Consider the following 13,484-nt stretch of genomic DNA (forward strand, 5'->3'; position numbering starts at 1 on the left):
ATATTAATCAAGATCCAAATCTATCTAATACTTTTAATATAAAAATGATAATTAAGGAATGAAATATGTATTTTGGTATTCTTATTGCTTTAGTACCGTTATGTCTAGGTTATTTGATTAGATTTAAAGAGCAAAAATGGATCGCCAAAATAAACCAAGTCCTAAGCTGGATGGTCTATTTTATATTATTTATAATGGGAACCGAACTAGCTCATTTAGATAATCTTGCCGCTAATTTAAAAATTATCTTATTTTATACTGGTATTATTTTTATCTGCACTTTTGGCGGTAACTTTATTTTTTTAGCTATTGTTGATCTTTTTTTACCATGGCGTACTTCACATAATGATGCAACTTATCAATCACGATTTAAAATGATCTTGGAATCTTTGCGGGTCTGTATTGCATTGATAGTAGGATTTGTTGCAGGACTTTTTCCACTTTTTATTTGGCAATATAGTGAAGATATTACCAAAGTGGTTTTAGTCTTTTTACTATTACTTATTGGTATTCAGTTGCGTAGTAATAATATTTCGTTAAAACAGATTTTATTGAATAAAGTGGGTATTGCTACGGCCATTATTGTCATCCTAAGTACCTTTTTAGGTGGTATTATTGCCGCCTTGATATTGGCACAACCAGTACGAGTGGGGCTGGCAATGTCATCAGGATTTGGTTGGTATTCATTGTCAGGAATACTAATGACCGAAGCTCATGGTCCAATCATTGGTAGTGCTACTTTCTTAAATGACATTCTACGAGAATTATGTGCCATTATCTTAATTCCTACCTTAATCAAACGATATAAACTTACTGCACTAGGTTTATGTGGCGCAACTTCTATGGATTTTACCTTACCTATGCTGCAAAAAGGTGCAGGGGTAAGTATTGTACCACCAGCCATCGTGCAAGGTTTTTTATTAACGTTAATAATGCCAATATTTATGACTCTGTTTAATTATGGTGGGATTTAAGCTGCGACATAAAGACTAAATAAGTTGAGAATCTGTTTTTTTTGAAATCTCTAATTCGCAAGAATACCATTATTATTGAGCTTTAGAGCCTTTCTTAGGCAGAAAAAATTTCTGCATATCTACTTGTTCATGTTCTAGCAACCAGATCTTTTTATCAATTCCACCGGCATAACCAGTTAAGTTACCATTGGCACCAATAACCCGATGGCAAGGAATAATAATTGATAAAGGATTGTGACCAACCGCTCCACCAACGGCTTGACTGGACATATGTGGCTTATTACATTGCAATGCCACTTGTTTTGCGATATAGCCATAGGTAATGACTTCACCGTAAGGAATTTGCGCTAATATGTCCCATACCATATGCCTAAATGCGCTACCTTGAGGAGCCAGTGATAATTGCTTTATAGATGGTTTTTTTCCTAGAAAATAGTCGTCTAACCATTTTTTAGTCTGATTAAATATTACTAAATTAGATTTTTCTTGTTTGACAGAATTAACAATTTGGCCAAAATATTTTTGTCCTTCAATCCAAGCACCAATTAATTTATTGTTCTGGCTAGCTAAAGTTATCAATCCCATTGGTGACGAATAGTGGCTAATATAAAACATGAAAAATCCTAATATTACCGATTAAGCGATACTTTATTATAACCAGTTAATGTAATTTAAGTAGTAAAAATAGTTGTTTATTTTAGATTGTTCAATTCAGTAGTTATTAAAATTATTTTTGTTAACAAATTGATTAATAAAAATATTATAAGACTATTACGAATAATGAGTATGAGTAAACTAACTTATTATTTTTATGTATTAATATCGAAAGTAAAGTGATTAAACAAAGTAGAGTGAATACAATATGACTCAACAATAATAAAAAAAGACTCACGTTAGTGAGTCTTTTTGTAAAGATTATTTGCTAGCTTTGCCTTTTTCTACATAGCTCATATCGCCTAATGATTCAACGATAAATTTACCATCATCGGTATAACGGATTTTGGTTACGCTAGCGTTACCAAGTCCACTCGTGATTGGTTTGTCTAACATCTCTTCAACCATTGCCATAATAGCCATACCGTGAGAGACCACCAATACATTACCACCACCTTGTTCTTGAGCAGATTTAGCAATAGCTTTTAATGATGCTTGCATACGAGTTTTAACAGCATTATAGTCTTCAGCTTGACCTGATTTCTCAACAGCTTTGATCGCATCCATCATTTTTTTAAGGGTAACTTTACCTTTAGCTAAATCAGCCATTAGGGCTTTGTCAGACTCATAACCTAGATGTTGTGCTGCTGGGTTCCACATGTTTGGATCAAGATCACCTTCAAAATCACCAAAACAAGTTTCACGCAGGCCTTCCATTTCATTAATGTTTAATTTAGTTTCACCTTTAGATTCAAGTACGATTCTTGCTGTTTGTCTGGCCCGACCAGAGTCACTTGAATATACCGAAATAAAATCAACATCTTTTAAACCTCGGCCAAGTTGCTCTGCAACTTCAATACCAGGTTTAGTAAGAGGTGTGTCTGACCACCCTTGTGCACGATGCACGTTATTAAACATAGTTTTACCATGACGAGTAAAATAGATATTCACATCGGCAGCAACAGTTTGTGCTAGTGATGCGGTAAGAATTGCGGTTAAGCCAATAAGTTTAATAAGTTTTTTCATAGTTTCGTCCTTTTATAACAAGTTGAATCGATAATCAATAACGGTTTCTGCTGATAATGTTGGTGAACGTTGCGCATGGCCGTCTCTCAATTTAGGGGTAATGTCTTTACTGCTCATGGTTTTATAAGACCAACCATAACCAAATTTTGACAAAATAGATAGATTTTTAAATGTTCCACTGGTTGGTTTCCAGATATTAAACACGTTGATTTCACCATTTTTTAGGGTTTCGTGTTTATAGTTAAATTCACCATAGTTTAGATATAAACCAGTGGTATTATCTTTAAAGAAGTCATAACCTAACACGCTTGATAAAACTACTTCGCCGTCACGCATATAGTCTGCACCAGCCGCAGCCATACCATTATAACGTCCACGGTTATTTTTACCTATGTGACGGCCATAATAACCGATAGCGCCTTTGCGATTGGCGTCGGTATAAGCGATACCGAATTTGGCACTCCAGTCTGCTTCTTTCCATTCAACATCGGCTGCATAATGCCACGCTGAATCATCAAAATCACGCACATTGGCTTTCATTTTGTCATGATTTTTAAGAGCAGTACTGCCATAGATTTGTGAGCCAACGGTTAGTTTTTCTATCGGTTTATAAGAAAACTCAATCGCATGACGTTTAATATAATCTTTTGCTACACCATAAGAGTAGTCAAGTTTAATTACTTTATCTTTATAGGCGATTTCAGCTGTTTTGATATTATCAATTTCAGATTTTCTATCTAAACTATAAAAATGCACTTTTTTGGCCGATTCACGTGGTAGAGCACTATCAATATAAGCTAGCGATAACGCCAAATTAGAGTATTTAAATGTTCCACTATAACCGAGATAACTGTTACGGGTTAAATTTTGCGATGAACTAATTACCCCCATGTCTTTTAAACTATGCCAACCAGCTTTACCATTAAAATTGACATCTTTATTGCCAAATTTGACTTTAGCATAACGTTGTGTAAATTTGTTAAAACCGTGTGCATTGTGTTTATCAGCTTTTTTACCATCATTATAAAGTAAGTTACGAGTTGCAAAATAATCACTGGCTCCAAGTTTGATGACATTGTCATAAGTAACATCGAATCCCAAGATATCTAACCAATAACCTGATTTATAGTTAAGTGTTAATGCTTGTCCCCATGCACTGTGAACTTCTTTGGGTTGCGATGCATTTTCTTTTAAATACTTCCAATGATTACGTGTTGAAAATTCAAATTTGCTATCTTTGAAAAAACTATTATCAGTATTTAGCGAATTTGCTTCAGCCGCAACAGCTGAAAAACACATAATATTAAGAAGTGCTAGCGAAAGGTACTTTATTTTCATTGTTATATCCTATCTTTATTTTCCCAAAAAAAAACCTAAATACCGCCCACAAACCTATCGGTTGGGCTGATATTTAGGTTTTGCCTGCCTAAGCAGTAACAATCCTATTTTACTAATTTAATTACTAATCATCTAATTTTATTCAGATTATGGTTATTTGTTTGCCTCCAGTTGTTTATTTATTTAGTGATAATTTACCTTGATTAACATAGTCCATACTGCCAATTTCAACTACACTATATTTACCATTTTGATACACAATTTTAACCACAGTAGCATTTGACAATGGTTTGTTTTTATTTGGGTTATCGGTTAAATCAGAAATCATAGCTTGCATTGACATACCAGATGAAATAGCCAAAATATTTTTTTGATGTTTATCCTGAGCTGTTTTTACAATGCTATGTAGAGCATTTTGGGTACGCTCTTTAACCTGGTCAAAATTTTCCGCTTGCTGTTTAGGATCACTCTTAGCGATGGCATTAGTTAGAGTTGCCACGGGAATTTGTCCTTGCACATAACTTTTATAAAAGCTATCAACAGATTTAAAACCAAGAGATTTCATGGATGCAGATACCATCTTGGCATTGCTTCCTCCTTCAAATCCACCATAAAAAACTTCACGTAAACCCTTTAATTCTTGGATCTGGTAATCTTTAACCCCTTTTTGTTGTAACAAAACTTGCATTGTTTCACGCTGACGTCCGGCATCACTGGTGTAATAAGCATCAAATTGAATGTGTTGCTGTTTAAAACCTTCACCTAAATAACGAGCAACTTCAATACCTTTGTCAGTCAATGGTGAATCAGCCCAGCCTTGTACAAGATCATAGGTATTAAATAAAGTTTTACCGTGTCGAGCAAAATAAATGTTAATGGCATCATCACTATTATTGCTTGTGGCATTATTTGCTTTATTGCTACAACCAGTAGCAAGCGTTGTTAATAATAGTGCACTAGTAAGGAATACTGCTTTAATTGTTTTATTTTTCATCATTAGCCTCATATAGCATTGTCATTAGTATGATGAGTAAAATTACCGGTAGGGCAGAGGACCTACCGGAATCATCATTATTTTAAATTAGCACCTTTCGATGAAATGACTGATTGATACCAATAAAAACTTTTCTTTTTATAGCGTTTTAACGTACCAGAGCCGTCTTGGTTTAAATCCACATAGATAAAACCATATCGTTTAGTTACTTCTGCTTTAGATGCACTAATTAGGTCAATTGGCCCCCAACTGGTATATCCCATCACTTCAACACCATCATTAATCGCTTCACGAATTTGCAATAAATGATCATTCATATAATTAATTCGATAGTCATCATTAATGGTGCCATCTGCTTCAAGCTTATCTTTAGCACCTAAGCCATTTTCAACAATAAATAGTGGTTTTTGAAAACGTTCATAAAGCAAGTTTAATAAGTAACGGATACCGATTGGGTCGATCTGCCAGCCCCATTCAGACGCTTTGAGATGTGGATTAGGTACCATATCAAGAATATTACCTTTTTGGCGAAGTGAGTCGTCAGCTGTACCACAACAACTCATGTAATAACTAAACGAGATAAAATCGATAGTTTCTTTCAAATCTTCACGGTCTTGATCGGTAATCGTTAATTCAATATTGTTTTCTTTAAAATAACGATTCATATAAGTTGGGTAATAGCCACGTGCTTGCACATCACCAAAGAACAACCAACCATGATTTTCTAAATGCGTTGCCCAAACATCTTCTGGTTTTGGACTAAGAGGGTAAGCGATAGCACCAAGTAACATATTACCAATTTTTGCATCGGGTATAATTTGATGACAAAGTTTAACAGCCTGACCACTGGCTACTAATTGGTGGTGAATAGCTTGATAGATTTCTGCTTTACTGCTATTTCTAGCTAAACCGACACCGGTGAATGGTTCATGTAGTGACATATTAATTTCATTGAACGTTAACCAGTATTTCACTTTATCTTTATAGCGTTCGAAAACAGTTTTGGCATAGCGAGTAAAAAACTCAATCACTTTACGGTTTCCCCAACCACCATATTGAGTAACTAGGTAATAGGGCATTTCATAATGTGATAAGGTGACTAAAGGCGTAATGTTATGTTTTAACATTTCGTCAAACAGTTTATCGTAAAATGCTAAACCTTTTTCATTTGGTTGTTCTTCATCGCCATTAGGAAAAATACGTGTCCATGCGATTGATGTTCTTAAACAACTAAATCCCATTTCAGCAAACAGGGCTACATCTTCTGGATAGCGATGATAAAAGTCGATAGCACGATCTTTAATACTAGTAATTTCAACATTATTACGATCAACTATATCGCCAAATAGACCATTAGGAGTACAATCAGATGTTGAAAGACCTTTACCATCTTCATTATATGCTCCTTCGACTTGGTTAGCAGCAATTGCGCCACCCCATAAAAAATCATTAGGAAAAGTATTAGCCATTTTTTACTCCTTGTTTGCACTTAACGCTAATAGTGCGTCACCATGTTGAATATTATCTTGATTAAATATGCACTGCACATCGATATAGTCATCACTGTTAGTGATAATGATTGGTGTAGTGACTTCAAAGCCGGCTTGTTTTATTGCTTCAATATCAAAGCTTACCAAGCGATCGCCTTTTTTCACTTTTTGACCACTTTCTACATGAGCTTCAAAATGTTGGCCATCTAACTTCACTGTATCAACACCAATGTGGATAAGTATTTCTGCACCTGATTTAGTTTGGAAACCGATAGCATGTTTCGTTCTAAATAGTGACACTACTTCACCATCTTCTGGTGCGACAGCTTCGCCAATAGTTGGAATAATTGCAGTACCTTTACCCATTAAACCACTCGCAAAAGTAGCATCATTAACTTCCTTTAAGTCTATAATTTGACCAGTTAATGGGCTGGCAATAGTGATTGTTTTTACAAGTTCATCACTATCAGTTTTATTGTTATTTGAATCAGAATTTTCTGTTTCATTTCCATTATTTTGTTTTTTATCTTTTGGGATACCAAATAGATAAGTAACTAATGTTGCTACTGCAAATGAAATAAGTGAACCAAATACTACCGCATAAAACTTTTCATTAATGCCTGTAGGTGGAATTAATTGTAAAAATGAGAAGATACTAATAAAGCTGAATGAATAGATAACCGAATGATAATAACCAACAATACCACCACCAATCATTGCTGAAATACAGCCGATAATAAATGGACGTTTTAATGGTAAGTTAATACCATAAATGGCCGGTTCGGTTACCCCAAAAATTCCTGATAATACCGATGAACTTGCTAATGTTTTAACTTGTGGATCTTTGCTGCGTAACATAACCGCTAATACCGCACCAACTTGAGCAAATACTGCAGGGAATAAGATTGGGATCATAAAATCTTCTTGATAAACCGAGATATTATTCATCGCAAATGGTACTAATCCCCAATGGATACCAAATACCACCATCACTTGCCAAAGAGCAGCTAAAATCATAGAAGCAATGACAGAGTTAAGTTGATAAACATAGATGATACCATTAGCAACTGTATCACTTAAGAATGACACAACTGGACCAATAACAGCAAAGGTTAATGGTACGGTAATTATCAAACCAAATAATGGAGCAATAAACTTTTTGAACGAATCATGCATAATCTTGTTAAAATTGCGTTCTAATAATGAATAAAACCATGCAGCTAAAATTATCGGAAAAACCGAAGAAGGGTAAGGGATTAATTTAATTGGAATGCTAAAAAATTCTGTCTGTAATTCAAATGCATTACCTAACATGCCAACCACACTAGGATGAACCAATGCACCACCTAATGCCATACCTACATAAGGATTACCACCGAATTTTTTAACCGCTGAAAAGCCTAGAATGATTGGTAAATAATAGAATGGAGCGTCTGCAATCGCATTTAAAAAGTTAAGGGTTGGTGAGCCGGCTTGAACAAGTTCCATAACCTGTAGTATTGCTACTATTCCTTTAAAAATACCACCAGCAACAAGTACAACTAGCGCAGGGATAAAGATACTTGAAACTAAATCAATCAGTTTTGATACAATACCTTTAGGTGCAGCGGATGGAACATCGTTGGTCGGTTTTTCACTAAGATTAGTTAATTGCATGATGTCATTAAACACATCTGCAACGTTGTTACCGATTACGACTTGGAATTGTCCACCACTTTGTACAACGGTAATAATACCCGCTTGTTTTTTCAAAAATTCAGCGTTTGCTTTTGATTCATCTTTCAACGCAAATCTAAGTCTAGTTGCACAATGTACTAGACTGGTAATGTTATCCTTACCACCTACATGCTCAATAATTACTTCGGCAAGTTGTTTGTTTTTCATAGCTTATCCTTATTTAAGCGCAAAAAAAAACCTAAACCCCCATTCCATTGAGAGTTTAGGTTTTGCTTGCATCAAAAAAACATTTGATGCAATAACAATCCAAAATTTTAGTATTAATTAAATTAACATAAATTTTATAATATTGTTGCAACTAGTTAATTATTTTGTGATTTCGATCACACTATTATTTTTTAGCTCGGCTCTTAATCTTTCAATATGAATAGTCAAATACAAACTTTCATCATCGGATAATGGATGCTGATATTGTTGGATTAAATGTAAGTCTATCTGTTTTGTACACAAATAGGCTTGTTCATATTTATGCCGAATAATTTCATATAATGATGTATCTTGTTGCGCTGGTTTGCCATGACTCAAAATACGATGAGCAAAAAACTTTAAATGCGTGACAAATCGTTGATAAGAAAGGCTGTTTTCATCGTACTCAAATCTAAAATGGTATTTAACAATATTCAAAATTTCGCGCATGATCTTCGTCATATTAACGATATTCGGCATAGTATCATTTAGTTGAGCATTGACTATATGTAAGGTAATAAAACCTGCTTCGTCTTCGGGCAGTTCGACGCCTAAGCGCTGTTTAATCACTGATAAAGCATGTAAACCAATTTGATATTCATTTGGATAGAATTTTTTTATTTCCCAAATAAAATTATTCGGAATATCAAATCCCTGCTTATGCCTTTCAATAGCAAAATAGATATGATCAGTTAAAGAAATATAAATACTATCTTGTAATTTGCCACCTAACTGCTTCTTAGCATAATTGATAATGATATCTGAAGTTGTATGAATTTCGATAGGTATTTCCGAAAGCAACTCAGCAAACTTTGGCAGTAATTCTTGATTATTCAATGAAAACTGCTTTTCAATAAGTTGGGGGTCAATTTTGTCTCCTTCCCTTTTTTTAAATCCTACCCCACGTCCAGTAACAATTAATTCATTTCCCTTTGCATCTAATGTTACCACAACATTATTATTTAATATTTTATGAACTTTCATCTGTTACAGTCTAAATTAAAGGTTAAATTATTATGTCTGGCTTAACAAAAATAGAAAGTAATAAAATGAAAAAGTGTGATAGGTATCAAAATTTGGCTTAAAATTTATTGATCTTTTGCAGTAAAAAATAGCAATCAACCCGACAGGCAAGCCTTGTCGGGTTGAATATTAGAAATAGAAAATTAACTATTGAGCCAATAATTTATTCATAGTCTGAATAAATTTGCTTGGATCACTTAATGATCCTTTTTCAGCAAGAAGCGCTTGATCTAACAATAACTCAACCCAGTCACTAAATGTTGTTTCATCTTGAGTATTAGCGATGCGTTTAACTAATTGATGATCAGGATTAATCTCAAATGTATATTTGATCTCTGGTGCTTTCTGTCCTGCTGCAGCAAATAATTTAGCCATTTGGGTAGACATCTCGTCAGCAGCCGTCGTCACAATTGCCGGTGTATCAGTTAAACGATGGGTTAATTTAACCTCTTTAACTTTGTCAGCTAAAACTTTTTTCACACGCTCAATAAATGGCTCAAGTTCTTTTTCAACTTGTTTTTGTTCATCACTATTTTGATCGGCTAACTTCTCGATTGATTCGTCAGATTTACTGATAGATTGGAACTGTTTACCTGCAAATTCAGTTAAATTGCTCATCATCCATTCGTCAATACGATCAGAAAGTAATAATACCTCAATACCTTTTTTACGGAATAATTCAAGGTGAGGACTATTTTTGGCTGCGCCATAACTATCGGCAGTAATGAAGTAGATCTTCTCTTGACCTTCTTGCATACGGCTGATGTAATCATCTAATGATACGCTCTGTACCTCGCTATCGCTGTTAGTGGTAGTAAAGCGTAATAACTTAGCAATCGACTCACGATTGCTAAAATCTTCACCAGTCCCTTCTTTTAACACCAGACCAAATTCACTCCAGAATTGTTGATATTGTTCTTTGTCATCTTTAGCAAGTTTATCAAGCATTTGTAAAACACGCTTAGTACATGCATTACGTAGGTTTTGCGTGACTTTGTTATCTTGTAAGATTTCGCGCGATACATTCAATGGTAAATCATTTGAATCAATTAGGCCTTTCACAAAACGTAAATAATTCGGCATAAATTGTTCAGCATCGTCCATAATAAATACACGTTGCACATATAGTTTTAAACCGTGTTTATTATCACGATTCCACATATCCCATGGTGCTTTAGATGGAATATAGAGCAAACTAGTATATTCTTGTTTACCTTCGACACGGTTGTGGCTCCAGCTTAGTGGATCGGCAAAATCGTGGGAAATATGTTTATAAAACTCTTTATATTCTTCATCAGTTACTTCTGATTTGCTACGCGTCCAAAGTGCTTGCGCCTTATTAACTTTTTCCCATTTAACTTCTTTGCTTTCTTCATCAGTAGTTTGTACTTCAACTGGTAATGAGATGTGATCTGAATATTTGCTAATAATTGAACGTAAGCGCCAATCATCTAAAAACTCTTTTTCATCATCTTTTAAATGTAGGACGATTTCAGTACCACGTGTTTCTTTGTTAGTATCAGAAATGGTGTATTCACCTTCACCAGCAGATTGCCACATAACAGCTTCATCGGCTTTGGCCGTTGCCGCACGAGTTGTCACGGTAACATTATCAGCAACAATAAATGCTGAGTAAAAACCAACCCCGAATTGACCAATAAGTTGACTATCTTTAGCTTGATCACTACCAATTGATTCTAAAAATGCTTTGGTGCCTGATTTAGCAATTGTTCCTAAATTCTCAATGACTTCATCACGAGTCATACCAATACCATTATCGGCAATGGTTAAGGTGCCGGCTTCTTTGTTGGTTGAAATACGAACCCCAAGCTCGGCATCACCAGCGTATAAATCAGGATTTTCAAGTGCTTTAAAACGAAGCTTATCAGCTGCATCTGAAGCATTTGAAATTAATTCTCTTAAAAAAATCTCTTTATTAGAATATAAAGAGTGAATCATTAAATGAAGAATTTGTTTAACTTCGGATTGAAATCCACGTGTTTCAGTTCCTTGCTTACTCATTGACTAATACCTCAGCTATATTTGCAAATACAATTAATATTAACCACAAAACGCTCACTTTCAAGTGATAAATAACATGTTATCTCGTTAATATTAATTGATTAATATTGACATAATAATTTGATTAATTGTTGTATTGCAATATGGGAATGAAAAAAGTAATTTCAAGAGACAATATGGTTATAAATAATTGATTGCTGATTTTTTAATTCATTATGCAAAAAAAAGCCCTGATAGTTATCAGGGCTACTGTTGATAATTAAATTATCGAGTTTTTGGTAAAAATCCCCAAATTAAAATTAGAACTACGGCAACTGGAATAACGACTCGAGTTAACACTGTCCACACACCAAACCAGAAGTTGCTTAAGTTAAGTTCTTTACGAATAACTTTTTGATTCATCATCCAAGCACCGAAGATAACGGTACCTAATCCTGTCACAGGTAACATAATTTTACTAGTTAGATAATCAAGTAGATCAAAAATACCTTTATCAAATAGTTTAACATCCGCCCATTTATTGAATGATAAAATACAAGCGATACCTAAAGCCCAAATTAACACACTACTTACTACGGTTGCCGTTTTACGGCCCATGTGAGTTTTTTCTTCTAAAAGCTCTACTGTTGGTTCAAGTAGTGAAATTGACGAAGTTAATGCGGCAAAAGTTAGAAAAATAAAGAATAAGCAACCTAAAATCGAACCGGCAGCCATATTACCAAAGGCAATTGGTAAAGTAACAAAAATAAGACCCGCTCCTTCATCTGGTTGTAAACCATTGGCAAATACGAGTGGGAAAATCGCCATGCCAGATAACATGGCTACAATAACGTCTAAAATAACTACAGTGCGAGCTGTTGATAGTAAATTTACATCTTTACCAAGATATGAACCATAAGCCATCATGATCCCCATACCTAATGACAAGCTAAAGAATGCATGCCCTAAAGCCGCTAAAATTGCTGTTCCATTTAATGCAGACCAGTTTGGTGTGAATAAGAAATCAAATGCTTTGCCAAATGATGGTCCACTTACAATTGCCGCATAAGCAACTAAGATTAATAATAGAATCCCTAAACCTGGCATCATTACTTTACAAGCACGCTCTAAACCAGCGCCAACACCCATTGCAACAATAATGGTATTAGCTGCCATAAATACGGTATGCCAGATTAATAAGCTATTGGTATTGCCAAGGAAGCTATCAAAGATTTGACCAGTGGCTTTGCCATCTACGCCATTAAACGTACCATTAATAGCTAAAAAGATATAATCGGTTGCCCAGCCACCAATTACACTATAAAACGAGAGAATCAAAAACGAGCCAAGTACACCAATAATGCCAACCCAACGCCATAATTTTGAGCGGCCTTCTGATGCTGCAACATCTTCCATGGTATGAATTGGATTTTTTTGTCCGCGACGGCCGATTAACCATTCTAAAACTAAAATAGGCAAGCCAATTACAAACATAAATAGTAAGTAGGTGAGCACAAATGCTGAACCACCCATTTCACCTGCCATATATGGAAATTTCCATATATTACCTAATCCCACAGCAGAACCAGCAGCTGCAAGCATAAATCCCATGCGAGAGCTCCACTGTGAATGACTTTTCTTCATAGTACCTGTACTCATGAATTTATTTTCCCTAGAGTTATGATTAAATATTTAACTTTAGTATCAGCAAAAGCCTAACTATTTTTTTATTAGATCAATAAAGCGCTAAATCATGCCATGAAATAAGTCTATAAACAAGAAGACATTATCATTAATAACGATAGCCAATAAAAAAATTAAGTCGTTAAAGTTAGGTTTAATGGTGTTTTGAAGTGATTTACTGTAAAAAAAGAGCTATAAAAAAATTGAGGAACGGGGTTTTTAAAGCCAAAATCCCATCCACAATTCACCGAAATTGGTTTTAAAACTAAAATTAGCTTGCTATAAACATAAACGTTTATTTTGGCAAATAAGTTTGGTGTATTTAATTTAGCGACATTGGCAACGTGCTGACAACTGAGTGAGGTTAGCATGGCAAAC

11 protein-coding genes are annotated in these 13,484 nt (G+C 34.6%); 1 reads left to right on the plus strand and 10 read right to left on the minus strand.

Annotated features, from left to right (window positions below):
- Positions 1-65: 65 nt before the first annotated feature.
- The gene (locus H3T56_RS10910; protein ID WP_086361081.1) at positions 66-974 is read left to right on the plus strand and encodes a lysine exporter LysO family protein; all 909 of its coding nucleotides are present in this window, start codon (positions 66-68) and stop codon (positions 972-974) included.
- A gap of 72 nt (positions 975-1,046) precedes the next feature.
- On the opposite strand, the gene H3T56_RS10915 is transcribed toward H3T56_RS10910, so the two are convergent.
- The 10 genes from H3T56_RS10915 to H3T56_RS11630 form a co-directional block, all read right to left on the minus strand.
- Positions 1,047-1,589, minus strand: a complete 543-nt coding sequence (locus H3T56_RS10915; RefSeq protein ID WP_198192990.1) for a methylated-DNA--[protein]-cysteine S-methyltransferase — start codon at positions 1,587-1,589, stop codon at positions 1,047-1,049.
- A 300-nt stretch (positions 1,590-1,889) separates the two neighbouring features.
- Positions 1,890-2,654 (minus strand): histidine phosphatase family protein, encoded by a 765-nt coding sequence (locus H3T56_RS10920; RefSeq protein WP_065578232.1) that lies wholly within the window; start codon positions 2,652-2,654, stop codon positions 1,890-1,892.
- Between the two features lie 12 nt (positions 2,655-2,666).
- A complete protein-coding gene (locus tag H3T56_RS10925; RefSeq protein WP_086319922.1) occupies positions 2,667-3,992 on the minus strand; it encodes an OprD family outer membrane porin in 1,326 nt (441 codons plus the stop codon).
- A 175-nt stretch (positions 3,993-4,167) separates the two neighbouring features.
- Positions 4,168-4,986, minus strand: a complete 819-nt coding sequence (locus H3T56_RS10930; protein WP_081298831.1) for a histidine phosphatase family protein — start codon at positions 4,984-4,986, stop codon at positions 4,168-4,170.
- A 77-nt stretch (positions 4,987-5,063) separates the two neighbouring features.
- The gene (locus H3T56_RS10935; RefSeq protein WP_198192991.1) at positions 5,064-6,455 is read right to left on the minus strand and encodes a glycoside hydrolase family 1 protein; all 1,392 of its coding nucleotides are present in this window, start codon (positions 6,453-6,455) and stop codon (positions 5,064-5,066) included.
- 3 nt (positions 6,456-6,458) lie between these two features.
- On the minus strand, positions 6,459-8,360 hold the full coding sequence (locus tag H3T56_RS10940; protein ID WP_198192992.1) for a beta-glucoside-specific PTS transporter subunit IIABC: 1,902 nt from the start codon (positions 8,358-8,360) through the stop codon (positions 6,459-6,461).
- Between the two features lie 159 nt (positions 8,361-8,519).
- The gene (gene licT, locus H3T56_RS10945) at positions 8,520-9,383 is read right to left on the minus strand and encodes a BglG family transcription antiterminator LicT (RefSeq protein ID WP_198192993.1); all 864 of its coding nucleotides are present in this window, start codon (positions 9,381-9,383) and stop codon (positions 8,520-8,522) included.
- 186 nt (positions 9,384-9,569) lie between these two features.
- Positions 9,570-11,444, minus strand: a complete 1,875-nt coding sequence (gene htpG / locus H3T56_RS10950; protein ID WP_065578237.1) for a molecular chaperone HtpG — start codon at positions 11,442-11,444, stop codon at positions 9,570-9,572.
- A 264-nt stretch (positions 11,445-11,708) separates the two neighbouring features.
- Positions 11,709-13,082: a sodium-dependent transporter gene (locus H3T56_RS10955; RefSeq protein WP_198192995.1), complete on the minus strand. Its 1,374-nt coding sequence runs from the start codon at positions 13,080-13,082 to the stop codon at positions 11,709-11,711.
- Positions 13,083-13,240: 158 nt separating this feature from the next.
- Positions 13,241-13,484: hypothetical protein (locus tag H3T56_RS11630; protein ID WP_232351437.1), on the minus strand; the 244-nt coding region annotated here is incomplete at its 5' end.

Source organism: Gilliamella sp. W8123, assembly GCF_016101085.1.
Lineage (GTDB): Bacteria > Pseudomonadota > Gammaproteobacteria > Enterobacterales > Orbaceae > Gilliamella > Gilliamella apis.

What these genes read in the sequence shown, in the direction of transcription:
- H3T56_RS10955 (WP_198192995.1), bottom strand. Translation starts at nt 13,082, where the DNA reads ATGAGTACAGGTACTATGAAGAAAAGTCATTCACAGTGGAGCTCTCGC.
- H3T56_RS10915 (WP_198192990.1), bottom strand. Translation starts at nt 1,589, where the DNA reads ATGTTTTATATTAGCCACTATTCGTCACCAATGGGATTGATAACTTTA.
- H3T56_RS10935 (WP_198192991.1), bottom strand. Translation starts at nt 6,455, where the DNA reads ATGGCTAATACTTTTCCTAATGATTTTTTATGGGGTGGCGCAATTGCT.
- htpG (WP_065578237.1), bottom strand. Translation starts at nt 11,444, where the DNA reads ATGAGTAAGCAAGGAACTGAAACACGTGGATTTCAATCCGAAGTTAAA.
- H3T56_RS10920 (WP_065578232.1), bottom strand. Translation starts at nt 2,654, where the DNA reads ATGAAAAAACTTATTAAACTTATTGGCTTAACCGCAATTCTTACCGCA.
- H3T56_RS10930 (WP_081298831.1), bottom strand. Translation starts at nt 4,986, where the DNA reads ATGAAAAATAAAACAATTAAAGCAGTATTCCTTACTAGTGCACTATTA.
- H3T56_RS10940 (WP_198192992.1), bottom strand. Translation starts at nt 8,360, where the DNA reads ATGAAAAACAAACAACTTGCCGAAGTAATTATTGAGCATGTAGGTGGT.
- licT (WP_198192993.1), bottom strand. Translation starts at nt 9,383, where the DNA reads ATGAAAGTTCATAAAATATTAAATAATAATGTTGTGGTAACATTAGAT.
- H3T56_RS10910 (WP_086361081.1), top strand. Translation starts at nt 66, where the DNA reads ATGTATTTTGGTATTCTTATTGCTTTAGTACCGTTATGTCTAGGTTAT.
- H3T56_RS10925 (WP_086319922.1), bottom strand. Translation starts at nt 3,992, where the DNA reads ATGAAAATAAAGTACCTTTCGCTAGCACTTCTTAATATTATGTGTTTT.